Origin of the sequence: Adlercreutzia rubneri, from assembly GCF_009755265.1 — a bacterium.
GTDB classification, from domain to species: domain Bacteria; phylum Actinomycetota; class Coriobacteriia; order Coriobacteriales; family Eggerthellaceae; genus Adlercreutzia; species Adlercreutzia rubneri.
The window spans coordinates 135,927-161,449 of sequence record NZ_WPOO01000003.1; the positions used below are offsets into that span (position 1 = coordinate 135,927).

The window sequence follows — 25,523 nt, forward strand, 5'->3', positions numbered from 1 at the left end:
TCCATTTTTTGACTTTCTGCTCACGAGGCACGAACTATGACCGTCCTAGATGCAAGTACCCAGCCCTTTCTCTTTCCCGAGCCGTTGCGCGAGGGGGTCATCCTCGCGCGGCCGAACCGGTTCATCATGGACGTCGACTTCGGCGACGGCGCGCCCGTGCGCTGCCACTGCCCGGCGGTATCGCGCATCGGCGGGCTTGACCTGGCGGGACGCCCGTGCCTCGTGTCCGACTCCCACAATGCCAAGCGCAAGATGCCGCTCACCGTGGAGGCCTACTCGCTGCAGCGGCCCGACGACCCCGACAAGCGCTGGATCGGCATCAACCAGAATGCCTCGAACCGCTATGTGGAGCATTTCCTGCGCGGGGGCGCTTTTGCGGCCATCACCGATCCCGTACACGACGTACGCCGCGAGGTGCCCTTGGGCGACTCGCGCCTCGATTTCCTGGTGAATGGCGACTTGTATCTGGAGGTGAAAACGCCGCTCGTGCAGATGCAGACGGAAATCCCTCCTTACGTGCCGCGCCTGCCCGAGACGCCCTTTTCTTCCACCGAGCGCGCCCTGCGGCATCTGCGCGAGCTGGCCGCCTCGCTGGCCAATCACGAGCGGGCCGCCGTCCTCTACTGCCTCTACTACGACAACTTCGGATTCCGCTTCTTCCACGGCACCACCTATGAGGAGGTGCTCGCCACCGTCGATACCTGTCGATCCGCTGGCGTGGAGCTGTGGCAGGCCGATTTCGAGGTGACCCCCGAGGGCATCGCCCTTGCGCGCTGCTACGAACTGGAAGAGTGGTAGCGCGGCGGCCGACGTTCCCGATCGAGCGCCGCGGCATCCGAGCGAACGTCGGCAACCAACCGGCGCGGGCGGTCGGATGCGCCTCCTCGGCCCACCGGGCGCGCGGTCGTATGGCCGGATGCGCCTACTCGGTTCTCCCGACAGCGCCCTCCGAGCGCGCCGCCGTATGATCGGGCACGTACCCGCGATCGTCCGGCACGAAGAAGATGAACACGAGCGAGCTTATCAGAAGGAAGAACGGATAGAACAGAAACGGCATGATCTGGAAAGCCGACACCTGAAAGCCCAGCTCCGTGCAGGCCGAGATGGCCACGAGCATCTGAGCGCCATAGGGGATGACTCCCTGGAACACGCAGGAGAACGTGTCCAGGATGGAGGCCGTCTTGCGCCTTGAGACGTTGTAGGTCTCGGCCATCTCGTGGGCGATGGGGTTCGCCATCACGATGGCCACGGTGTTGTTAGCGGTGGCGATGTCCATGGCGCCCACGAGCAGCCCCATGCCGAGCTGGCCGCCCTTCCGGCTGCGGAACAGGCGCTTGATGCCGTTCAACAGAGCCACAAAGCCGCCGTTCTCGCGAATGAGCGCGCAGATGGCGCTCACGAGCACCGCCACCATAGTCGTCTCGAACATGCCGGCGGCGCCGGTGCCCATGTTGCCGAGCAGATCGGTAGCAGCCACGGCGCCTTCGGCCACCACAATGATAGAGCCGGACAGAATGCCGAGCAAAAGCACGATGAACACGTTGATGCCCACAATGCCGCCCACAAGAACGATGAGGTACGGGATGAGCTCCAGCAGGTTGTAATCGTTTTGCACCGTACCGGAGATGTCGGTGCCCAGCGACAGCACCAGAATGATCACCAGCGTCACCAGCGCCGCCGGCAAAGCGATCTTGAAGTTCTCCCGGAACTTGTCTTTCATTTGGCAACCTTGTCCCTGGCAGGCGGCAATGGTGGTGTCGGAGATGAACGACAGGTTGTCGCCGAACATGGCACCGCCCATGACCGAGGCCACACACAGCGGCAGGCTGAACCCCGAGGCCGCCGCCACCGCCACGGCGATAGGCGTGATGAGCGTGATGGTGCCCACCGACGTGCCCATCGAAAGCGATACGAAGCAGCTCACCACGAACAGCACGGCCACGGAATACTCGGCGGGAATGACCGACAGCATGAGGTAGGCCACCGACTCGGCGGAATCGCGTCCCACCGTGCCCACGAACACGCCGGCCGCCATGAAGATAAGGATCATGGTGACGATGGTCTTGTCCCCGATGCCTCGGCCCATGACGACGAGCTTGTCGTCAAAGGAAAGGCTGCGATTCTGGAAGCACGCCACCAGAAGTGCCACCAAAAAGATCACCACAATGGGGATATTGTAGAACCCCATGGAGATGCCCATGCCGTACTCGAACAGGATGCCGAGCCCCAGATACAGCACGAGGAACACCCCGATGGGCAGAAGCGCCGCCACATTTCCCTTTTTCACGTTGAACCCTAACTCTCTTAAGCGCATCCCTGCGCGTTTGAGGCCGCGCCCGGCACGGCGGACTCGCAGAACTCCGATTCGCCCACGACCCGCCTTCCGCACCAACGGCTCCTTGTTTCAGTAAGCGCCTATACTACACCACGGGAACCGCTGCCGATGCGTCATCTTCGATACGCGGGTCTTACTTATAATAGATGGCGAACGATCGCGCCGTCAGAACGGACACCCCATGACCGATACCGCCAAGAACTCCGCCGCTGCCGAAGAGGGCGTCTACGAGACGCCCGAGGACATCGCCGCCGAAGCTGCGAAACCCGCCGAGCGCGCCGCCCGCACCGACGCAGATAGCCCCATCGCACCCGTGGACCCCTTCGAGCCCGGCTCGCTGGGGTGGCTCCTCCCCTGGGCGGAAACCGGCGAGGGCGACGTGCTCACGCCCGACGAGGCGCTGGAAGTGTTTTTGGAATGGGTGGACGCCCGCGGCATGGAGCTGTGGCCCCACCAAGAGGACGCCCTCATGGACTTAGCCGTCGGCGACTCGGTGATTCTGGGCACGCCCACCGGCTCCGGCAAGTCCATGGTGGCTCTGGGCCTGTGCTTCATGGCTGTCGCCACGGGGCGCGTCGCCTACTACACCGCCCCCATCAAGGCCCTCGTGTCCGAGAAGTTCTTCGATATGGTGGACATCCTCGGCCGCGAGAACGTGGGCATGATCACGGGAGACACCACCATCAACACCGAGGCCCCGGTCATCTGCTGCACGGCGGAGATCCTCGCGAACCAGGCCCTGCGCGAGGGCCCTGCGTCGAAGGTGGCCTGCGTGGTGATGGACGAGTTCCACTTCTACGCCGACCCCGACCGCGGCTGGGCCTGGCAGGTGCCGCTGCTCACGCTGCCGAACGCGCAGTTTTTGCTGATGAGCGCCACGTTGGGCGATGTGACCGACATCGCGAGCGCGCTAGAGGAGCGCACCGGGCGCCCCGTCGACCTGGTGACCGACGCGCCGCGCCCCGTGCCGTTGTCCTACGACTACACCTTCGAGACTTTGGAAGCCACCGTCGAGTTGGGCCTGCGCGCCGGCGAGGCGCCGATGTACATCGTGCACTTCTCCCAGGACGAGGCGCTGAAGAACGCACGGGCGCTGGCCAGCTACGGCGTGTCGGACAAGGCCCAGCGCGAGGCGATCAAACAGGCCATGAAGGGCACGAAGTTCACGACCCCCTTCGGCAAGATTCTGCAACGGCTGCTGGCCGCCGGCGTGGGCGTGCACCATGCGGGGATGCTGCCGCGCTACCGGCTGTTGGTGGAGCGCCTCGCCCAGCAGGGGCTCTTGCCGGTCATCTGCGGCACCGACACGCTCGGTGTCGGCATCAACGTGCCCATCCACACCGTGGTGCTCACGCAGCTCACCAAGTTCGACGGCACCAAGATGCGCCGCTTGCGTTCGCGCGAGTTCCACCAGATCGTGGGCCGGGCGGGGCGGGCCGGGTTCGACACCGAGGGCATGGTGGTGGCGCTCGCCCCCGAGCACGAGATCGAGAACCACAAGGCAATGCTCAAGGCCGGCGACGACCCGAAGAAGCAGCGCCGCGTGAAGAAGAAGCAGCCGCCGGAGGGCTTCGTCAGCTGGAACAAGCAGACTTTCGAGCACCTCATCGAGAAGCCTCCGGAGAAGCTCACGCCGCGCATGCGCATCACCCACTCCATGGTGCTGTCGGTGGTGAGCCGCGGGGGCGACGCCTGGGCGAACGTGCACGAGCTCATCGCCGACTCGGCCCAGACCCCCGAGGAGAAGATCAAGCTGAACGCGCGGGCCGACGAGATATTCGCCACGCTTTTGGAAGCGGGCGTGGTGGTGCGCGGCGAGGACGCCGAGGGCCGGCCTTCCTACGAGCTCACGGTGGAGCTGCCCGAGGACTTCGCCCTTGACCAGCCCCTTTCGCCGTTTCTGCTGGCGGCGCTGGATCTGCTGGATCCAGAGAGCCCCGACTACGCCCTGGATGTCATCTCGCTCGTAGAGGCCACCCTGGAGAACCCGGCGAAGGTGCTGCGAGCCCAGGAGCGCAAGGCCCGCGACGCCGCCATGGCCGAAATGAAAGCCGACGGCGTGGAATACGAGGAACGCCTGGAGCGCCTGGCCGAGATCACCTATCCCAAGCCCTTGGAGGAGCTGCTCGACCGCGCCTTCGAACTGTACTGCCAGGGCGTGCCGTGGGCGCGCGACTACGAGCTTTTGCCCAAGAGCGTGCTGCGCGACATGGTGGAGACGGCGAGCGACTTTAAGACCTACATCGGCCGCTACGGCATCGCGAAGTCGGAGGGGACGCTTTTGCGCTACCTGTCCGACGCCTTCCGCGTGCTCGTGCGCACGCTGCCGCCCGACGCGCTGGACGACCGCCTGCGCGACATCATCGCCTGGCTCGGCTTCATGGTGCGCACCACCGACTCGTCGCTGGTGGATGCGTGGGAGAGCGCCGGCGAGCTGCCCGAAGCGGGCGCACCTCCGCAAGCGGAGGGCGCCGTGGTGGCCGACCGTCACGGCATGGAGGTCATGGTGCGCAACGCATTGTTTGCCCGCGTGCGCCTGGCCGCGCTCGATCGCACCCGCGAGCTGGGCAACCTTGACGAGGAGTGGGGCTTCGGCGAGCGCGCTTGGAACGCGGCCTTGGACGACTACTTCGCCGAGCACAACGAGATCCGCCTCGACGGCGACGCGCGGTCCGCCGCCTACCTGATGATCGACGAGAGCCCGGAGGCTGAAGCGCATCTGTGGCACGTCCGCCAGATCTTCCTGGACGAGGAAGACGCCGGCGACTTCCGCATAGAAGCCGACGTTGATTTGGACGCCACCCAAGAGCAGGGCGAAGTCATCTTCCGCAACTACCGCGTGGGCTTTGTGGAAGACTTGGCGGAGTAGGAAGCTTCTCCGGATTCGGCCCGTCAAGCGACGGGAACAACGGAAGCCCCCGGAGGTCGGGGGCTTCCGAGAGGGAGGGTTTGGCTGCGCGGACGCTCGCGCCCCCTACTTCACCTCGCCGGCGATGTGCATGACGGCGTGGCGGGCATGGGTGATGGTACGGCCGTTGGCGTTGCCGATGAACAACTCGGGGTAGCTGCCCGCGTACATGCTGCCCGAGCAGTTGCCCACGGCGTACAGGCCTTCGATGGGCTTGCGCTCGGTGTTCAGCACGCGCATGTGCTCATCGATGCGCAGGCCGTCCAGCGTGCAGAGCACGTGGCCGCCGAAAAACGCGCCGAAGTACGGGGGCTTCGAGAGGGGCAGCAGATCCTTGGCAGGCTTGCCGAAGTCCTCATCGACCCCCTTGGCCGCCAGCTCGTTGTAGCGCTCCACCGTGGCCGTAAGCCCCGCAGGGTCAACGCGCAGCTTCTCCGCCAGCTCCTCGATGGTATCGGCCTGCTGCACGATGCCGGCCTCCATGGCCGCGCCGATCATCATATCGCAGGCCGGGAACGACAGCCCCTCGCCCGTAGGCACGCCGGCCGCATCCACCGTATCGGACATATTGATGCGCGAGCAGCCGATGGTGTGGAAGGCGACGATCTGGTTCTGATAGTCGCTGTCCCAGATGCTGGCGAGCTTGTACTCGGGCTGCAGCGCGGCCACGTGCAGCGGGTAGTCGTAGGGAGCCGTCTCGCAGCAGACCCGCGCGCCGTCGAGGTTCACCTTGAGGAAGGGCTGGTCGCCGATCCAGCAGGTCATGCCCTGGTAGGGATACCCCAGCTCGGCATCAGGCGCCACGGCGGCGCGAGCGAAGGTCATGAGCGTGGGAATCTCGTCTTTCATGCCGCCGGCCCAAATGCCGGCCTTGATGCCCTCGCCCTCGCATCCCGCCTGGGTCATGGACACGCCGCCGATGGCCGCGGCGTCCGGATTCAGCTCAGCCAGAAGATCGGGGTTAGCCTCATAGCCGCCCGTGGCCAGGATGACGCCCTTGCTAGCGTTAAAGAGCACGCATCCGTCGCCGATCTTCGCATAGGCGCCGGTCACCTTGCCGTTTTCGTCCTGGGCCAGCTGCACAAACGGCGTCTCATAGCGCAAATCAGCGCCCCATTCCTCGGCCTTCTTCAGCATGTAGTCGCCCACCTGGGGCAGAATGCCCTGGGCAGCCGCCGGGTCACCCGATTCGGCCACCGCCGCATCGGCCTTGGCCTGCTCTTCTTCGGTATAGGTGTAGTGGAAGCCGTGATCGGTGGGATACACCGGCCACACGCCGTGGGTACCCTCGTCCACGTCGTATTCGAAATAGGGCGTCGCGCCGAACTCGGCGATGGAGTCGCTGATCCAGTCGAATGTGACGCCGGATTCGGTGGCCCATACACGGGTGACGCGGGGATCGCACCAGCCGTTGGCGTAACGGGTGTGCTCGTTCAGCATCTGGAGCGGATCGACCTCAACCGTGTCGATGCGCGTGCCAATGACGCCGATGTCACTCTTGATGCTGCCGTGACCGGCACCCTTTTCGATGGCAATGACGTTCATGCCCTTCTCAGCTGCCGCGGCCGCGGCCGTGATACCGCCGGCCCCAAGGCCGCACACGAGCACTTCACAATCGACAGTATCGACCACGTCGAAAGTCGCCGGATCGGCGGGACTGCCGTACCAGGCCTCGCCCGTCGTCGCGAGCGTCTCATCAGCGGCGCCTGTCTCCTGCGGCGCCGACGGCGCGCAAGCCGAGAGCGCGCCGGCGAAGGCGGCCGCACCGGCAGCCACCACGCCACCCTTCAAAAAGCTGCGGCGATCCAAGTTTCCCATAGGTTCCCTCCTACGTTCGAGACGCGCGGCGCATGGGGCCGGGAATACGTCCCGCAACGGCCATCCGCATCGCGTCCTGGCGAAAAAGACAGAGGGAACGTACACCCGCATCCCGCGCTTTGTCTGTCGGCCAATGGTATTAAAGAAGAGAAACCCCTGGTAGATTTCGTGCTATTGCGAGCCCTCGGATGACGCGGTGCTCTGGGACACCAGCTCCACAAGCTCGGCATGGGTGCCCACTCCCGCCTTGCGATAGATGCGGTAGCGGTGAGTTTTTACCGTCTGGGGCGCGATGAACAGCCGACTCCCAACTTCCGTAGCGCTCATGCCCATGACGAGCAGCGGCAAAAGCTCGCCTTCCCGCGCCGAGAGGCCCCACTCCCGAGCCACGACGGCGCAGCGCTCATCGAGCGCCCGGGCGAAATCGACGGGCGCGGCGCCGGCGCCCTCCTCCCCTTCTGCAGTCGCCGCGGGTACGCGGTGGCCGCGAAACGCCCCGTAGCCGACAAGGTAGGCGAGAAAGAGTAGGGCGAGACACGGCATCACCTTCTGCACGACAAAGGTGGGCACAGCCGCTTGAACCACCATGAAGAACCCGAAAAGAGCAGCGAAGGCGACGAGATAGACGCAGGCCACCAGCCCTGGATGGCGCAGCGACCGGTCGACGGCCAGGGCGCTCGCCCACAAAAGCGCTAGCAGGAACAGCTCGCTTGCCACGGCGCATGCGAAATAAAGGGGCAGCAGAGCTCCTTCGCTGAAAATATACAGCAAGAGCGAGAGAAGAGCTGGCAGAGCCGCAGCATACACGACGACGTCGGCTCGGCGAATGCGCCGCCAAGCGAGCCAGAGGCAGAGCCATGCGAGGACGGCTGCAAAAGCTCCTACCGCGAAGAACGCCTCATGCCCACGGGTGCCCGGGAAATCGACGGCATTCCACGTAAGGCCGAGGCTCGCGGCGCAGAACAGGCCCTCCCACAGCGCCGGAGCCGCTGCCGTAAGCGCCCGGCCGGCGTCACCGTCGGAGGAATCGTCAGCTTCAGCCCGCCAGCCCTTACGGCAAAACGCCCCCAGCTGAACCGCACCGGTAACCGCCATGACACCGGCCACGGCCATGGTTCCGTAAAGATGCAGCGGGAACAGGCGGTAGGACAGCTCGGAAGCGACGGCAGCCACCGCCAGGCACAACCCAACCGATAGCAGCGTGGCGCCGAATCCGAGCGTGTTGGAGCGAGCGAATCCGAACGCCTGCACCACACAGGCACTCCCGCACAGCGCAGAGACCAGCGGAGGAACGAGCGGCGCACGAACAAGCAGCAGAGCAAGGGAGAGGCACGGCACCGCGAAACCAAAGGCGGACAGAGCCCGCTCAAAGTGATCGGCCTCACGCACAGCCGCAGCGACGCAAATAACGCCGAAGACAGCCATAGCGACGATAGTGACCAGCGCCGAGGGCAATGGCCCTAAGGCCAGCGCGTCACCGGACTGGTAGGACGTGAGCACCTCAGGCCGAAAGATAAACGTCGTCAAGAAGAGAAACGCCCCAAACTGGCAAAGCGAGGCCGCAACAATATCTTTGAGCTTGATTTCTTTCATGTTCCTCCCCTTCCCGCGCCGTCAGTGTACCACACACACAAGGGGCTCCGACTTGGTCGGAGCCCCTCAATGGGGAGGGTACAGTTCGGAATCAATTTAGGCGAAAACAGCGAGCCATAGTGCGCACGACCCGCCGTCGCGCCGCTACGCCCCCAGGGCGCGGTCGGCGGCGAACTGGCCGGCGCGGCGGCCACCGGTGCAGGCGCGGCCGTGGCTGGCACCCGAGATGGTGATGGGGTAATCGCCGAAGAAGAAGCTGCCCGAGCAGTTGCCGGCGGCCCACAGGCCCTCGATGGGATGGGCATCGGCGTCGATGACCTGCTGGTTCTCGTTGATCTTCAGGCCGCCCATGGTCACCAGCAGCGTGGTGCCGGCATGCACGCCGTAGAAGGGAGGCTCCGTCAGCGAACTTAAGCACTGCCTGCGCTTTCCGAAGTCCTCGTCGACCCCGGCGGCGCACAGCTCGTTGTAGCGCTCGATGGACGCCTTGGCCGTCTCCGCGTCGATGCCCTCCATCTTCGCCAGCAAGCCGTCGATAGTGTCGGCCGAAAGAATAGTGCCCTCTTCGATGAACTGCTGGATCTCCTCGGGGTTGTGCAGAGGCGAGCGGAAGTCTTTGCAGACCACCATGCCCATGGCCGGCCCGTCGATCTCCCACTTGCTGTCCCAGAACACCCACTTCATGTGTCGCGGCTGGGCGTTGTGGGCGCGGCAGACGAAAGCGTAGGGCATGTCCTCGTTGCAGAAGCGCTCGCCCAAGTCATTCAGGTACAGCCACGGCTGACGCGTCAGCGGGATGGAGGGCATGTGCTCCAGGCCTTCCACGCCCTCGTCGAAGTACATGGGGCAGTGGGGCGCCTCGTCGATGGCGCCGCCCACCCAGGCGCCCATGCGAATGCCGTCGCCGGTGTTGTGGGGCGGCGTCGAGATGTTGTGGACGTCCTCGGCGTGGCCGGGGATGAAGGCGTCCATCATCTCCTCGTCGTTGCCGTAGCCGCCGGTGGCCATAACGACCGCCTTCGCGTCGATGCGCGTCACGCCGGCTTTGTCTTCGCAGACGACGCCGGCCACCGCTCCGGCCTCGTCCTGCACGAGCTGCAGTGCCTCGGTGTTGAATCGCACATCGACGCCGAGCTCGCCCGCGTAGGCCGTGAACGCCTTGGCCCAGCCGATGGCGAAGGGGGGCTCGTAGCCAGCCTCGCCGCCTTCGGCGATCAGTTCGTCGGTGGGCACGATCTGAAAGGCATCGGTGGCGTAATGCTCGTACCAAGCGTCGGGAATGACTTGCATTTCCATAGGTATGGGCGCGATAGTGATGCCATGGTTCGTCAGCATGTCGGCCGCCCAATCCAGCGCCTCGGCGGAATGATCGACCCACGCCTTCACCACCCGGTAGTCGCCCCGATGATCACCCCAGCGCAGCACCTCCTGCAGCACATCCTGCTTGCGGTCGCGCAGATCGATGCCGGCCTCCAGCTGCAGCTTGCCGCCGATGGCGCCGTAGTCGATGCCGCGGAACTGGCCCGCGCCTGTCTTCTCCAGAAGCACCACCTTTGCGCCCTTTTCAGCCGCCGAGCACGCCGCCGAGAAGCCGGCTATGCCACCGCCGATGACGACGACGTCGGTTTCTTCGGTGGCATCCACTTCGGTGATGGGCTCGGGCGCGGTCTCCCACGTGTAGCCCTCAGGCTCGGCCGGGCCCGTCTCGGCCATGGTCTTGGGCGCGCAGCCCGCAAGCCCGGCCGCAGCCGCGGCAGCAGTGGCAGCGGCCCCCAATCCCAGGAATCCGCGACGGCTCAATTTCATGTTCTCGGTAGTCATGATGTCCCTCCTTTTCGGTTGGTCGATGGTCCCATCATGGCGCCTCACAGCCACGCCGTCTATCGGCATGAAACGAGTATTCCCACGTCAAAGCCATCGGTAAAAAGTGATGATTGACGAGAAAACCCCTGATGTGACACTATGGCACTGGAGGTGGTGGCCATGTTCGCCCGCTGGTGGGACAACTTTCAGGAAAGCTGCGACATACGCTTGGCCGTTGGCTGCGGATGCGCCGTGGCCTGGGTGCTGCTCGTCGCCATCTCGCCGGTGCTCTCCACCGCGTCCACCTTCATCGGAGCCGGCCTCAGTTGGCGCAGCGGCATCGTCGTCGGCGGTGTGCTCGCCTTTGGGCTGGCGGCCATTGCCTGCCGACGTCCGGGAAAACTCTGCGACGTCGAGAGGCGCAGCCCTTCCGTCCCGCCGCTCGCGATGTCCGCCGTGCTGTCGCCCATAGGCGCTATCTTGCACCAGAGCATCGCCGGAGGCATCTTCGCGGTAGTCGCGGGGCTCTGCGTGGGATGCGGCCTTGCGGGCCTCATTTTGGGATGGGCCGCGCCCTTCTCCGCCGTGCGCCTGCGCAAGCGGGTAGTGGCGACCGTAGCCGCCATGTTCGCCGGCGGGGCGCTCTACCTGATTGTCGTGCTGCTCCCCGCCCCGCTCTCCTTCGCCGTCGCGCTCGCGCTCGCACCCACCTCCCTGTTCCTCGCCATGACCATAGACCGCTTCCCCGCTCCAGGCGATGAGACCGATTCTTTCCCGACAATTGGCGGCACGACCGAAACGGGTGCAGAAAACGGCGGCGGCAAAGCCGAAGCCGATACGATCGCCGCGGCCGAAGCCGAAACCCGACCCTGCTCCAGCGCCGGTCATCCCGACCTCACACGGCTCTTCGGCCCCGAGCTCTCGCTGGCCATCGTTGTCTACGGCGCCCTGTTCGTCCTAGCTGGTCACGTGCTTCCCGAGGTCGAACTCGCATGGATGGCCTCGGTACTGCCGGGAATCGCCAACGTGGGCGCCCTCCTCGTCTCGGAAACCGTGCTCACCCTCTATCTGGTGAAGCGCATCCGCATCGAGAGCCCGCGCACCGCCTACCGCCCCGCCACCGCCCTCGTCGCCGTCGGCTTTTTACTTTTACCCTTCGTGGGCGATGCCGGGGCCATTCCTTGCATGGCCGTCGCCTTCGCGGGCTTCGGCTGCTTCCTCGTGTATCTCTGGATCGTCATGGGGAACATGGCCCAGCGCTGGAGCGCGGCACCCATTCCCACCTGCGCCTTCGGCTTCATGCTGCTGTTTTCCGGCATCGTGCTCGGCGAGCTGGCCGCCTGGACCCTCTACCGCGTCCCCCTCAGCTTCGGCTACCCGGCGGCCGTCAGCATCGTCTCGCTGTTCATGCTCGTCGTGCTTGCGTGGAGCATGGCCGACGGCTCCCGCTACGCCCACGAGACCGCCGCGATGGGCGGCGTGCCCTTCTCTGCCCCAGTTTCATCAAGCGCAGGGACGGATTCCGCTTCCGAAGGCAGAGGCGCCGATGCAGCAGCGCGGCTCTATGCGGCCGCCGAGACCTACGGCCTGTCGCCGCGCGAGGTGGAGGTGACGGCGCTCCTTCTGCGGGGGCGCTCCATCCCCTACATCTGCGACGAGCTGTTCATCGCCAAGAGCACCGCGCAGACCCACGTGCGCCACATCTACGCCAAGATGAACATCACCGGCGGCCGCCAAGAGCTCATCGACCGCATAGAGGGCTCCGACTAGTAACAGTACCGGCCATGCCGTCAGCCAAAAGTGTCAGTCGTACAGAGCAGCCTCTGTCCCAAAAGCCGGAGTATCGAGTTTAAATGTACTGGCCCTTCGTTAAATAGTCGCGAATCATGGGCATGTCGAAATCTACGAAGCCCCTTCGCCGCGCCCCGATGATTTCCTGCTCGATAAGACGCGCACGAATCTTTGTCGCATTGTTTTCGCTGATGCCCATGAGACCAGCTATGTCGGAAACACGGTGGGGTCCCTCGCCTTCCGCCATCGCAGTGAGGAACTCCAGCTCTCTTTCGCTCAAGCTGTTCACCGTCGGCTCAAGCACCATGCGATACATATCATCTCGGGCGAAAGCCACAGCCTGTTCCATGTCTTTGAGAGTAATGACCCCTCTCTCGGGATGCTGCCGCCAAGCATGGTAACCAAGAAGCTGTATGAGGAAGGCGTAACCCTCCGAAGCATCAGCAGCCACCTTGAGCGCATCAACGGCGATTCCTCTTCCAGCGCCCTCCACCGTCTCCTTAATGGCGTAAGAGGTATCGGTTGCGGATATCTGATCCATCGAGTGCTTGAACGCCCTGCGGAGAAACGAGGTCGCGTCCACATCGATGAGTGTTGAGACGTTGTGCGGGAGCCCGGCCAAAAGCAGTGCGACGTCCCGACGCTCGCGGACGAAATGCTGGAACGAATCAATGAGAACTGAAAGTTCATCGGATTGCGCCGACACTTCATCGACGGTTATGAGAAGGCCCGTGTCTTTCTCATTGAGTTCGCCGATGGCCTTCGTCATATCCGCACGCCATGTAGAAGGCGCCTCCTCCTTGGTTCGCGTGAACCCCACGCCATGGACATGTATTTCCGAGAGCCATGAGTATGTTTCAGGAGTAAGAAGGTGAGATGCCTTTTGGCGAAGCTGAACGATTATCTCCGAGAGCATTCCGTATCGGTCGGTTACATTGACGCTGACCCACCCCCGCATTTCGGCCCGCTCGGCAACGGCCGTGAGAAGCACCGTCTTGCCCGTTCCGCGAGCGCCCACGAAAATAGTTGCCCTGTTGGGGTCGCCCGGCGCGTTGTCCAGTCCCTCAAGGATGTCCGTGATGAGCGTATCGCGCCCTGCAAGTTCGGGAGGCACGCACCCGAAAGTTGGAGTGAACGGATTGTGTGCCAGCTTCACCATAGCTTGCTCCATTTCACGATCTTTCACTTTATTTCACAAGTTTTCACTTTGTTTCACAATATTTCACTTAGGCACTATATCGTATGGAGAGTAGCTTTCGCAACCACACGCGTTGGCCCATAGGACGAAAACTCGAAGGCTTCCACCATAACCGCGCACCTCCACGTCGCATGTTCGCGGCCCTGCCATCTCAGCCCTCGGTGACGCTGGCGCTGCCGGAAAGCGAGATGGGGTCGCCCAGAAACGTCGGGGGCGGCTGCACGATCGCTGTGAAGAAGTCCTTGTTTCGGGCCAGCACTTCGCGCAGCTCGCGGGCCTCCTGCCCGGCGTAGGGACGCAGATCGGCGGACACTCCGTAGGCGTCCAGCCCGAGACGTTCCGCCACGTAGAGCGCACGGTACAGATGGTATTTCTGGGAAACGATCACGATGCGCTTCGCCCCGAACACATCGCGCGCCCGGTACATGCTCTCGTAGGTGGAAAAGCCCGCATGGTCCATGAACACGTCGTCCGCCGGAAGTCCCGCCTGCACGGCCATCTCCCGCATGGCGTTCACCTCGTCGTAGTCGGCCCGGCCGTGGTCGCCGCTCATCAGCAGCTTCGGCGACGTGCCGTTCTCGTACAGCGCGACGCCCTGGGCGATGCGGTCCGCCAGCATGTCACTCGGACACCCGTCGGGATGCACCCCGCATCCGAGCACCAGCACGCAATCAACGTTGCCGAGGACGGCCGCCTCATCGGCCGTCACGATGCGCGGACCCGCCGTCGTCTGCACATGGGCGTCTATCGCGAAGACTGCCACCGCGCCGAGAATGGCGAGCACCAGAACTCCCAGCCCGATTCGCTTAAGCCACGTGTCCACGTCTCACCTTCCTTTGCCATCTGGGACGAATATACCGCGTCCGTACGACAAGAGGAATCGAGTTAAGGAAAACATAAGTGGCATTCAAAACCTTTTTAAAGCCGGCTGAGAAGATCTCCGCCCCCCAGAAGGCGCGCACCGCGAAAGAATCGCCTGCTCGGCCCGTCAGCATAGTGGACTGTTAGTGCACGAAATCGACGGTTATGAGCGCCCTGGACGCAAGAGAAATCAGCAGAACTAGCGGCATTCGATAAAACCGAGCGACTGCCACCCCCCTTGACGCTCATAAACGGCAATCTCGTGCAGAAATCGGCACCTTCGCCGACCGGAGGGCAAAAGAGGACAGCTCTTCGGACTATTTCGGAAATGCAAAATTGCCAGCCAGAACGCTTGCGCTAACGTCAGCGCTGCTCGTCGTAGAACTTGTCGACCAAACCTTGTTTGCTACTGACGCCAAGCTTTCGGTACAAGTTGGTGCGATAGGTTTTAATCGTGTTCGGGGAAAGACACAGCTCGTCGGCAATAGCATTCAGCGTATAGCCTTTGATCAGAAAGCCCAGCACCTCGACCTCCCTCTCTGCGAGATGATACGCCTGAGCAAACCCCTCGATGTCCGAAGAGCCCGACATCTCCGTCTTTCGCCCCTTGGGAGGAAGAACCATACGAATGACAATGAGCAACGAGCAGATAACCAAGAGCGAGGCCGCAACGAGGCCATTGGCCACACCCGTCGAACTGAGAAAATGGGCCAGCGGTAAGGGAGGAGTACATCACGACCACGTACAGCAGCGACAGGCGAAGAGAGCTGAAGCCCGCCAACGTCCCATTCTTGTTGCAGAACACGACGAGCAGAAGCATGAACAGCAGCCAGAAAATCGTCATGGAAGCTATTTGCGCAATGCGCGAATGCGACCAATCGAGCACGAGAATAACCCCAATCAGTGCGCTCACGAGCCCCACGATGAAGAAATAGGCAGCAACGTCATCGGCTACGACTTTCGCCTTAAGCGCAACGAGCACGAACAGCATAGCCCCTGCGACGACCGTGCTTATGCCCCATTCGGAAAGCTGGGGAAGCGTCACAGTAACCATCTGCATAGCAAGAGCGAGAAGGGCGACAAGAACCAGTGATGGTAACTTTGCCTCTGCGAATCCGCGCGTAACGACTTCTCTTCGTGCCCCAGCATCTGACCAATAACGCGAGAGCAAAACCAGGGACGCTACCGTGAGGCAGCCAAAAGCAAAGGGGACAAGCGGAGCATCCGCCATTCCCAATAAGTCAATGGCTCCATAGGCGCCCCCGGCAACCAGGAGCGCCCCGGCTCCCGCCTTAAGCAGCGAGAGGCCTGACCAACCGCCACAAAAGACAATCCAGCAAGCGAAGCCTATCCCATAGCGAATGCCGATAAGCAACGACGCGGCGCCCAGTTCCAGCCAATGGAAGTCGGCGATCCCTAAGCGCATCCCGCAAAGCACGGCATCGAGCACCGCCATCACTGCACAGACGATCCAGACACCCCGCAGACTATTAAGGCGCCACCCCAACAGGGAAAGTGAAAGCAGAGAGAGCACGAGGGCAACGTGCCAAGCCACGACAAACGCGATTCCAAGAGAAGAATACTGCTCCGCACCCGTCCAGTATGCCAAGCGCCCGATAAGGAAATTCCAAAGCAGCAGCGATCCCAAGGCCAAAGCAGAGAGCAGCAACGGGACGAGATCCTTCCCCGCCTCCATACATCTATCACCCGCCTTTTCTTAGATCGAGATGCGCCGTCACTCCGGCTGAAACTTACCCCCAACGCCTACTCACGGCACGGTCCATCATAGCCGAAAAACCCTCGACACTCCCCCGCAAAGATAAGCCCGGAAGCCCTAAACCCTTCGTTTCACCCCTTTTGTACCTATTGCAAACGGCACGTTCCACCGTTTTGAGCGTACCGAACTTCCCTTCCGACGCCCTACCATGCATCCCGCGTCGTCTGCGAACAAGACGGCACAAACAACATTACAGGCTCGTGAAAGGAGACCCGCATGAAGGAGAGGGATATGGTGCATCCGACTGATCGAGAGCTTTCCAGAAGGTCATTTCTTAAAGGGACGGTGCTTGCAGGAGCAGGCGTAGGAGCCATGGGCGCTCTTGCGGCCTGCGCCCCGTCTGGCGCGAAAGACGATCTCGCCAGCACGGGCGTTGCTGCCGATTCTGTGACATGGGACAAAGAGACCGACATCGTCGTGGTAGGTTTTGGAGGCGCCGGCTCGGCAGCCGCCATCGAGGCGCGCAAGGCCGGTGCCGAAGTCGTCATCCTTGAGGCATCCAGCGTTGGCGGCGGCTCTACCGCTCTCAACGGTGGTCTCATCTACTTGGGCGGAACCCCTTTGCAGAAGGAGCACGGCATCGAGGACAGCGCCGAGAACTTCCTCAACTACATGATGCAGATGGCCGGCCCCTCCGCCAACGTCGACGCCCTGAAGCTTATCGCCGAGCAATCCGAGGACATTTACAACTGGTGCCTCGAGCAAGGCATCGACTTCTCTGGAGAAGTCCTTGAGGCCCACCTCCCCGATGGCGAAGAGGGCATCTGCTTGGGCTATACGGGCAACGAGCTCTCTCGCGAAGCGCAGAAAGTGGCCACGCCGGCTCCTCGCGGTCATGTGGCCCAGCCCGAGGCGACCGGCATGGGATTCTTCCGTCCCCTGAAGGCGGCTGTTGAAGGCTCCGGCGCCGAAGTTCTGTACGAGGCCGTTGCCACCAGCCTGATCACCGATGAGAACGGTCGAGTCATCGGCGTTTGCGCCGACTACGACGGAGGATCCAAGAACGTCAAGGCGAACAAGGCGGTCATCCTGGCGGGAGGCGGCTTTACGTCCAACGAGGAAAAGGTGCGCGACCACCTTCCCTACAAGGCCAATCCCGGCTGGCCCGTCACCAACCCCAACGAAGACGGCAGCTGCATCCAGATGGCCCAGAAGATCGGCGCCGATCTCAAGGGCATGTCGGAAACCCAGATCGGCTTCTCCGTGTACACGATCAACGACCGTGCCTGCGAAGGCATCCTGGTCGATGAAAACGGGCTGCGCTTTACCGCCGAAGACGAGTACGGTGCCTTCATTGGCAAGCGCATCGTCCAGCGAGGCGAGCACGCCTACCTCATCGTTGGCAATAATCTGAAGTCCATCATGGACGAAGCCGAGCAGACGCCCGTCGCCGAGGGCGCGACGATTCAAGAGCTCGCAGCCGCGATCAGCGTTGACGCCGATTCTCTCGCCCACACCGTCGCCACGTACAACGACATGGCCGAGGGCGGCATCGACTTCCAGTTCGGAAAGGAACCGAAGCACGTCGTCGCTCTGAACGAAGCACCCTTCTACGCCTACGATGCAAGCGCCGAGAACACGTACTATATGACCCAAGGTGGCTTGCGCGTCGATCTTGACCTTCACGTGATCGACTCCGAGGGAGCCGTTATCCCGGGCCTTTACGCTGCGGGCCTTTGCAGCAACTTGATTTTCGGCCAGTACTTCGGCAGCGGCTCCTCGATGCTTTGGTGCTTTTTCTCGGGCCGTGCCGCAGGTACGAACGCCGCAGCCGAGTAGGCTCCCGTATCATTTCCCGGCGCCTCAAACGCGCCTTTCCCCAACGCCGCCGCAGCCTCCCCTCCCCGCTGCGGCGGCTTCTCTTCGTCTCGCGCGATCCCCTATTTTGACAGCCTTATTCCGCCAGTCGCTTGAAGCGCACGGTTTGCTGTTTCATGGATATCTTGCCCACTTCCCAGCCATGGGGCAGGAGCTCTTTCTTATAGTTGAGGAACGAATGATCCAAAGGAACGCCGGCGATGGCGCCGATCTCGTCGAAGGTGAGTACCAGCTCGTCGCCTTCTTGCTCTTCCACGTATTCCCACAGTTTGTCGTACTTGCTCATGGCGATCTCTTTCCTTGGCTTTTGTCGCTTTCGTCGCCCCAGTCTAGCACGGGTGCCGCGGCCGAATCCCATTCGTAGTCATCCCGCAACCACTGCACGGACACCGCCTTTCGCGGGCTCCACGGAGCATTGCGGGGGCAACGCGCAACGTTGAGCGAAATAGTTGTTGATCGACGCCGCGTCAGGGCGTATAGTGACCGAGTCAATATTTCTGTGAGGCCTTCGGGATGCACGAAGCGCTCGCGCGATGAGGCAAAGCGGCCTGCCCGCAGCGCCGAGGCAACGCAAGCGCAGCATAAGCAAACCGGGGGCGGAGAAAACTCTGGAGAACTCTTAAGTGAGTGCCGAAGGTGCAAGGCGTGCGCGCGGACGACCTCCGCAGGCAAGCTGAATCTCTCAGGCAAACGGACAGAGCGATGACGCGACTTCTTCGGCCGCCCACGCATGAGTTCCCCCGAGTCTTCTCGCGAGAAGAAGGGAATGCCGTGGAAGAGGCGCTACTTGGTATCGTTACCACCATCAACAACTACCTGTCCAACTACATCCTGATCATCCTGCTGCTCGGCATGGGCATCTGGTTCACCGTGCGCACCAAGGCGATCCAGTTCCGCTGCTTCGGCGAAGGCTGGCGCCGCGTGTTCGGCGACTTCTCCCTGCGCGGCGGCAACCAGGGCGGCGGCATGACGTCGTTCCAGGCGCTCTCCACCGCCATCGCGGCCCAGGTGGGTACCGGCAACATCGTGGGCGCTTGCGGCGCCATCATCGTGGGCGGCCCGGGCGCCATCTTCTGGATGTGGATCATCGCCCTGCTCGGCATGGCCACCAACTACGCCGAGGCCGTCATGGCCCAGAAAACCCGCGTGGTCGACGAGGACGGCACCGTCCACGGCGGCCCGGTGTACTACATCACCACGGCTTTCAAGGGCAACGGGGGCAAGTTCCTCGCCGGGTTCTTCGCCGTGGCCATCATTTTGGCCCTCGGCTTCATGGGCTGCATGGTGCAGTCGAACTCCATCGCCGAGACCATGAACACCGCCTTCGGTATCCCCACCTGGGTCATGGGCCTCATCGTGGTCATCCTGGCCGGCATCGTGTTCATCGGCGGCGTGTCGCGTTTGGCCGCCGTCACCGAGAAGATCGTGCCCATCATGGCCGTCCTTTACGTGCTGGGCTCGCTCGTGATCCTTATCATGAACGCGGCCAACATCCCGGCCACCTTCGCCCTCATCTTCCAGTGCGCCTTCAACCCCGACGCCACCGTGGGCGGCGCCACCTTCGGCATCATCGCCGCCATCAGCCAGGGCGCCAAGCGCGGCCTGTTTTCCAACGAGGCCGGCATGGGCTCCACCCCGCACGCCCACGCGTTGGCCGAGGTGAAGGATCCGCACGAGCAGGGCGTCGTGGCCATGATCGGCGTGTTCGTGGACACCATCGTCGTCGTCACCATGACCGCCCTCGTGGTGCTGTCGGTGCTCTACGTGGGCGACGGCGTGCTGGCCACCGGCGACTACGCCACGCTCACCGCCGAGACCATCACCAAGACCAACATCGCCCAGCTGGCCTTCGGGCAGTTCTTCGGCGAGAACCTGGGCGCCTGGTTCGTGGCCATCTGCCTTTTGTTCTTCGCCTTCTCCACCATCCTTTCGTGGAACCTGTTCGCGAAGCTGAACGTGGAATGGCTCTTCGGCAAGAAAGGCGTCATGCCCTTCACCATCATCGCGCTGGCCTTCATCTTCATGGGCTCGCTGCTCTCCAACGACCTGGTATGGGAGCTCGCCGACATGTTCAACCAGCTGATGGTCATCCCCAACGCCATCGCGCTGTTCGCACTGTCCGGCGCGGTGCTCGCCATCGCCAACGCCAAGCACGACAAGCGCGCGCTGGATGCGGCCGAGGAGCGCCTAGAAGACCAGGAGCGCGCCGCCATCAACGCCATGGTGGAGGAAGACAAGCGGAAGTAGCGCCATCTGCTCTGCGCTCCGAGGAATTCGCTTTCTTCTAGCAATGAACCGACGAGCGCACTCTCAACACACAGGCAAGACCACCATTGGGGCGGGGCATTCCCGCCCCTTTCTTGTGCAGTAGGGCACGATCCCCCAGAGACAGAAATAAAGGGAGGTGGTTCCCCGGCTCGTTCTTGACCCACTTCCATTTCATCTAAGCAACCTGATACTTGCTGAAGCAGCGTATCGATAGCGAACGCAACCCCTTCTGCATGGACACCGAGCCCTTCGCGCGAGGGGCGTACCTAGGACACCCTGCCGACGCCCAGTTCTTCCATCGCGGGCCCGAGTTCTCGTTTGCAGCGGCTCACCGCCACCTTCACCATGGCATCGCGGAAGACGAGGCCGACGATGATCGGCACCCACCAAAGCGCCGTCTCGAGCGTCGGCAGGAAGAACAGGCAGGCGGACAGAGCGATGCAAACCGCAAGCCCTACCCTTCCCCGCAGGAGTCCCGCATCGAGGATCCCCTTCGCAGCGAGAAGAACCTCGCGCAGGCGGCCGTCCTCGGTTGCATCCACACTGTAGACGGAGCGTTCCGCGAGGGCGCCCAGATTGTAGGCCAGGTAGCTCGGTGCCTCCGCGATGCGGCTTCCCCTCATGAACAGGAAGACGGCCACGGCGAACAGGAGCACGACGGCGCCGTCCGTTATGTTGTAAAGGGGCGACGCCTGACTGTCGAACAGCGCCGTTGTCCCAGGCGTGTCGGCGGGGCCGAGCGAGCGCGTCGCTGCATGCAAGACGATTCCCCCAAGCGCGAGTACCGCGGCGGCCAGCACGAGGCGCCTCCCGCTGCGCCTTCCCCATGCGAGCGCTTCCGCATCAGTCGACCCGCGCAGGTAAGGATGGGCCGCTCGAAAGGCGGATCGCTGATCGTTCGCTCCCCTATGCACGGCGACGCCTGCGGCTAACACGATGACGAACAGCAGCATCGAGACCACATGCTCTTCGGCGTAGTTCGTGTCTATTAAATCTTTCGACACGATGCGCACGGCATCGTCCAGCAGGACGCCGAGCGCGCGCCCGTTGCCGCCGAGATCGAACGATACGAGATCCCCGAAGTGCAGGATCGCGAATGCGGCAATGATGAGCGCCGTGCCCAGAGGCACCAGCAGGGCCTGCGAGCTCCGATAGGCCTCGAACGAGCAGCTCTTTTCGACGGAGGCTGCCGTATGTCGCGCAACGGCGGACAGATGGCTGCCCGGTGTCAAGTCGCGTTTCTCCACACCGCCCCCCTTCGTTGGCATTGACCAAGTTACCCGTTCATCTTATAGCGCCATGACAACAGCGAAACCGGCAGGCGGTTCTTGGGAGCGGTTCGTAAACTATGAAGACGTGCTGAAAGTGGAGAAGTCGACGAGGGGCATGGTTTCCCAAGGATGAGCCGCCTACCTGAAGAGTGTCTCAGAGAAGCAACGGAACGGACGCGGCGAGAGGGTGGAACGCGAGGCGTACGGGTCGGCCTTCCTCTAGGCCGAGGCACTTTCGCACCTTCGCCCGCGATGCCTTCGAGATCCTATCGCCATTGAGGCTGAACAGCATCTCGCGCCCTCCTTCGTGGAGGCCATGCGCATCGTGTTGCTGTGCAGCTCGTCAGGCAAGGTACCCGCTTCGTACTTCGCAACCGTCTGTTCCCCGAAGCCCAAAAAGAGACTGAACTCGGCAGAGGACGAACCCATTAACTCTCATCTCCTAGAAGTTCGGCGAGGCGCTCGCGGGTGAGTCCGGCGAGCGCCTCGCCGTTTGTGGCGGCGATCACGGAATCGGCCAGGTCGCGCTTGGCCTCCTGAAGGGCCACAATGCGCTCCTCGATGGTGCCCCTGGCCACCACTTTGTACACGTCCACCTCGCGGTTCTGCCCGATGCGGTGGGCGCGGTCGGTCGCCTGGTCGGTGGCGGCGGCGTTCCACCACGGGTCGGCGTGCACCACCACCGAGGCGCCCGTAAGGTTCAGGCCCGTGCCGCCGGCCTTCAGCGATACGAGGAAGACCGGCGTCTCGTCGTCGTTGAACTGGCTCACGAGACGCACGCGCTCGCGCTTGGGCGTGGCGCCCGTTATAGCGAAATGGGCGATGCCGCGGCGGTCCAACTCGGCGGCAACCACGTCAAGATAGCTCGTGAACTGCGAGAACACGAGCACCTTTCGCCCAGCCTCCATGGCCTCGTCCACCAATTCCATAATGGCACCAAGCTTCTCGGCGCCGCCCTTGTAGTTCTCGAACACGAGCGAGGGATCCAGCGCGATCTGGCGTAGGCGCGTCAGCTCAGCCAGCACCTCGACAGCACTCTTCTCGGCATCGGGAATATGCCCGCGACGATTGGCCCGCGAGGCGTTCTGACGCTTCTGGACGTTCAAATCCTCGCGCAAGCGTTGCTCGGCGCCGTCGTAGAGCCGCCGCTGCTCGCGGGAAAGGGGCACATAGCGGATACCCTCGAACTTGGCGGGCAAATCGGTGAGCACGTCGGCTTTGCGGCGACGCAGCACAAACGGCTCGATGAGCGCGCGCAGCCGCGCGGCCGCCTCTTCGTCCTCGCCGATAATGCCCAGCTCGTAGCGCTCGCGGAACCGCTCGTAGCTGCCGAGGAACCCGGGCATGAGGAAGTCGAAGATGCTCCAGAGCTCCGAGAGGCGGTTCTCCACCGGCGTACCCGTGAGCGCGAACCGCAAACGGGAGCGCAGGCGCTTCACGGCGCGGGTGGTCTTGGTGGCGTGGTTCTTGATGTATTGCGCCTCGTCGAGCACCACCAGGCCCCATTCGATGCGGGCGAGCGAGGCGGCGTCGATGCGCACCCGGTCGTAGGAGGCCACGACCACGCAGGGCGCACCGTTCGCACGGGCCAGCAGCGCCTCGCGGTGCGCGCGAGACCCCTCCAGAGCGATCACCAGCACATCGGGCGCGAACCGGGCGAACTCGTCAGCCCAGTTGAACACGAGCGAGGCGGGGCAGACCACGAGCACCGGGCCGTCCAGCTGCCCCGAATCGCGCAAGCTCTTCACCAGGGCGATCATCTGCAGCGTCTTACCGAGACCCATCTCATCGGCCAGAATGCCGCCGAAGCCGAGGGATGCCAGGCGAGCCAGCCAGCGGAAGCCCTCCACCTGATAGGGCCGCAGCGTGTCCGCGAGGGATGCGGGCACCTCCGCAGCCGCAGGCGACCCGTCCAGGCAGCGCAGGTAGTCTTCGAAAGCGCGGTCGCGCACGGCGTCGCCGTATTCCCGATCCAGATAGAACGCCTGGTAGGTCGGCAGCTCGGCGCTACCGTCCAGCAACGCGTCGGCCGACACGCCCAAGTCGCGCATCATATCGCCGAGCACCGCCACATCCCCTTCTCCCAGAGCGGCGATGCGCCCGTCGCTCAGGCGATGGAAGCGCTTGCGGCGCCGATAGGCGGAAAGCATTGCCCGCAGCTCATCGGCGGAAAGATCGCTCTCGCGCACATCCATCTGAATGAGGTTCGCGCGCAGGGAAAGACCCAGCGACACCCGCGGCGGCCGTTCCACGATGAGGCGGTCGAACGCCGGAGTGGTGAACACCTCGCCGACGGCCCGAAATTGCGCCAGGCCGCCATAGAGCAGCTCGCCGGCCAGCTCGGTCTGGCGCAGGGGCAGCGTGCACGAGCCATCGAAGAACTGCGCGGCCACGGCCACGCCCGCATCCTCCAGGTCCTGATCGCGGAAGGCCTGGCTCGAGGCCGGCCGCAACTCCGGCTCCTCAGCAGAATCGGCAGGGCTTTCCAACACCACTTCCCGCTCGCCGTAAAAGGCCTTCGCCGTGAGGCGGATGAGCGCAGCCTCCTTCTTACCCGTCACGTCGAAGTAGAAGGCGAGCGTACCAGCCACCGGGCGCAGCGCCTCCCACGCCTCGGGCAGATCCACCGCAAGCGTCTCCTCCAGCACGGGCAGCGCGCGCCGGCAGAATGCCTCGGCATCGCGCTCAGCCACAAAGGCCGCCCGACCCGCGTCGAGTTCCGCATCCCGCAGAAACGAGAAAGCGCGCGCATCGGCACCTGTCGTCCGCGCAGCTATGCCGTCGGCCAGCACGAAGGCCACTTCGAGCCCGCGCACCACCAGCACCTCCTTGGAAAGACGCAGGTCGTAACCGCCTTCGGAGGGAAGGAACTCAAGAGATGCAGTGGGGATGTCCTCCGCGATGGTCCACGGCGTCGGAGCCGGAGCGGCAGCGCCGCCATCGCTTCGCTCAAGGATGAACGAGGCGCGCTCCCCCATGGCATCGAGCATATCGGCCAGCTCCGCCTCTCGCAGGCGCACCTCGCGCTTCCCGGCGGCGGCTCGGAACGTGGAGCCGCCGAACAAGCGCTCATCGGGAAACACCTCGGCCAGCGTGCGGGCCACGGCGCGGGAAGGCCCGTCGAAGGCCTCGAGCCGATGGGCAAAGGCGAGCTTCTTCCCGTAGGAGAAGTACTCCCCACGCTGCACGCGATGGGCTAAGGCCTCAAGGTCGCGCACCACGTAAGTGCCCTGCGGGCCTTCCGCATCGAGCCGCAGCGACCAGAGACGCCCGTCGAAGGCAAGGTGCGGCGTCAAATGAACACTGCCGGGCGCCACGCCCAAGACGGGCAATCCCGCTCCGCGCGATGCTGCGCCTGCAGGCGCCGTCGCGCCTTGGGCGAGGCAGCGGGCCAGCGCCTCACTCGTCGTGCGCTGGCTGCGAGACGCCGCGCGATTCGCCCCAACGTCGCGAAAGCTGCGGGGCTGGGTGAAGTAGGTCGTTACCAGGGCCACGCAGTGCTTGCACAGCCCGTCGAAGCGGGCAATGGCGGGGCAGGTGCATTCGTAATCGACGATGCGCGACTCGAAGTCGCCGAACATCACCGACGTCTCAAAGTAATCGGCAATGCCCGACGCTGAGGCGACCTGGGCCGAGATGATCGTCGTATCGTCATCGCGCCGTACGGTGCGATCCGCAACCGCCTTTGCGCTGGCCGCCAGCCCTACGCCCCGCGACACCGCCCGCGGATCGGCGTAATCGGCCAACTTGATACCGCCCAGACCCACCGCGCCTCCTTTCAATTGCCGAATGCGAACACTTGAGGTTACCACAACTTGTCTGTTCGCAGTGCGGGGTAAGCGCAAGGCCTTGCGGCCCCTGCGCGTCTTTGAGAACCTTCGATTCTTGCAAGTTTTCCACGGTTTTCGACACTCGCTTCCCTAAGAGAGTCCGAAATAGCCCCCAGCATCCTCCCTTTTGCGGCTTCTTCCAAGAAGAATTCATGCAATTCATTATTTTCCAGAGGAAGACTCCCTAAGGCATGTCGGAAACCTCGAAAAACTTGCCGGATTCTCTGCTTGCAACTTACTCGGGTAGCAGCT

At 63.4% G+C, this 25,523-nt stretch carries 16 protein-coding genes and 1 riboswitch; of the genes, 5 read left to right on the forward strand and 11 right to left on the reverse strand.

What is annotated here, in order from left to right; translation table 11 throughout:
- Window positions 1-36 precede the first annotated feature (36 nt).
- A complete protein-coding gene (locus tag GO707_RS03165) occupies window positions 37-798 on the forward strand; it encodes a DNA/RNA nuclease SfsA (RefSeq protein ID WP_157012034.1) in 762 nt (253 codons plus the stop codon).
- Between the two features lie 124 nt (window positions 799-922).
- Here the strand turns inward: GO707_RS03165 and GO707_RS03170 are convergent, their stop codons facing one another.
- Entirely contained in the window at window positions 923-2,287 is a 1,365-nt protein-coding gene (locus GO707_RS03170) for a Na+/H+ antiporter NhaC family protein (protein ID WP_302011708.1), read from the reverse strand.
- A gap of 229 nt (window positions 2,288-2,516) precedes the next feature.
- Here GO707_RS03170 and GO707_RS03175 point away from each other — a divergent pair, with 229 nt between their 5' ends.
- Complete coding sequence (locus GO707_RS03175; RefSeq protein WP_114539565.1) at window positions 2,517-5,204, forward strand: DEAD/DEAH box helicase; 2,688 nt, start codon at window positions 2,517-2,519, stop codon at window positions 5,202-5,204.
- A 105-nt stretch (window positions 5,205-5,309) separates the two neighbouring features.
- On the opposite strand, the gene GO707_RS03180 is transcribed toward GO707_RS03175, so the two are convergent.
- The 3 genes from GO707_RS03180 to GO707_RS03190 form a co-directional block, all read right to left on the reverse strand.
- Window positions 5,310-7,061 (reverse strand): FAD-binding protein, encoded by a 1,752-nt coding sequence (locus tag GO707_RS03180; RefSeq protein ID WP_181869688.1) that lies wholly within the window; start codon window positions 7,059-7,061, stop codon window positions 5,310-5,312.
- A 171-nt stretch (window positions 7,062-7,232) separates the two neighbouring features.
- Window positions 7,233-8,654, reverse strand: coding sequence for a helix-turn-helix transcriptional regulator (locus tag GO707_RS03185; protein ID WP_114539563.1), 1,422 nt, complete (start codon window positions 8,652-8,654; stop codon window positions 7,233-7,235).
- 144 nt (window positions 8,655-8,798) lie between these two features.
- Window positions 8,799-10,475 (reverse strand): FAD-dependent oxidoreductase, encoded by a 1,677-nt coding sequence (locus GO707_RS03190; RefSeq protein ID WP_181869687.1) that lies wholly within the window; start codon window positions 10,473-10,475, stop codon window positions 8,799-8,801.
- A gap of 141 nt (window positions 10,476-10,616) precedes the next feature.
- On the opposite strand from GO707_RS03190, the gene GO707_RS03195 reads away from it, so the two are divergent.
- Window positions 10,617-12,227 (forward strand): helix-turn-helix transcriptional regulator, encoded by a 1,611-nt coding sequence (locus GO707_RS03195; protein ID WP_114539561.1) that lies wholly within the window; start codon window positions 10,617-10,619, stop codon window positions 12,225-12,227.
- Between the two features lie 79 nt (window positions 12,228-12,306).
- Here the strand turns inward: GO707_RS03195 and GO707_RS03200 are convergent, their stop codons facing one another.
- The 4 genes from GO707_RS03200 to GO707_RS12225 form a co-directional block, all read right to left on the reverse strand.
- Complete coding sequence (locus GO707_RS03200; protein ID WP_173112107.1) at window positions 12,307-13,407, reverse strand: AAA family ATPase; 1,101 nt, start codon at window positions 13,405-13,407, stop codon at window positions 12,307-12,309.
- A gap of 190 nt (window positions 13,408-13,597) precedes the next feature.
- A complete protein-coding gene (locus GO707_RS03205; protein ID WP_114539559.1) occupies window positions 13,598-14,269 on the reverse strand; it encodes a SanA/YdcF family protein in 672 nt (223 codons plus the stop codon).
- 401 nt (window positions 14,270-14,670) lie between these two features.
- On the reverse strand, window positions 14,671-14,832 hold the full coding sequence (locus GO707_RS12835; protein WP_418655104.1) for a response regulator transcription factor: 162 nt from the start codon (window positions 14,830-14,832) through the stop codon (window positions 14,671-14,673).
- On the reverse strand, window positions 14,756-16,003 hold the full coding sequence (locus GO707_RS12225) for a hypothetical protein (protein WP_232325547.1): 1,248 nt from the start codon (window positions 16,001-16,003) through the stop codon (window positions 14,756-14,758). The genes GO707_RS12835 and GO707_RS12225 overlap by 77 nt, the downstream gene beginning before the upstream one ends.
- Window positions 16,004-16,300: 297 nt before the next feature.
- Here GO707_RS12225 and GO707_RS03220 point away from each other — a divergent pair, with 297 nt between their 5' ends.
- A complete protein-coding gene (locus tag GO707_RS03220) occupies window positions 16,301-17,863 on the forward strand; it encodes an FAD-dependent oxidoreductase (RefSeq protein WP_114539557.1) in 1,563 nt (520 codons plus the stop codon).
- 115 nt (window positions 17,864-17,978) lie between these two features.
- On the opposite strand, the gene GO707_RS03225 is transcribed toward GO707_RS03220, so the two are convergent.
- Window positions 17,979-18,188, reverse strand: a complete 210-nt coding sequence (locus tag GO707_RS03225) for a hypothetical protein (protein ID WP_114539556.1) — start codon at window positions 18,186-18,188, stop codon at window positions 17,979-17,981.
- Between the two features lie 312 nt (window positions 18,189-18,500).
- Window positions 18,501-18,610, forward strand: a riboswitch (glycine riboswitch).
- 63 nt (window positions 18,611-18,673) lie between these two features.
- On the opposite strand from GO707_RS03225, the gene GO707_RS03230 reads away from it, so the two are divergent.
- Window positions 18,674-20,149, forward strand: coding sequence for an alanine/glycine:cation symporter family protein (locus tag GO707_RS03230; protein WP_227070702.1), 1,476 nt, complete (start codon window positions 18,674-18,676; stop codon window positions 20,147-20,149).
- Window positions 20,150-20,436: 287 nt separating this feature from the next.
- On the opposite strand, the gene GO707_RS03235 is transcribed toward GO707_RS03230, so the two are convergent.
- The gene (locus tag GO707_RS03235; RefSeq protein WP_114539554.1) at window positions 20,437-21,417 is read right to left on the reverse strand and encodes a hypothetical protein; all 981 of its coding nucleotides are present in this window, start codon (window positions 21,415-21,417) and stop codon (window positions 20,437-20,439) included.
- 452 nt (window positions 21,418-21,869) lie between these two features.
- Window positions 21,870-25,208, reverse strand: coding sequence for a DEAD/DEAH box helicase (locus GO707_RS03240; RefSeq protein WP_114539552.1), 3,339 nt, complete (start codon window positions 25,206-25,208; stop codon window positions 21,870-21,872).
- Window positions 25,209-25,523 lie beyond the last annotated feature (315 nt).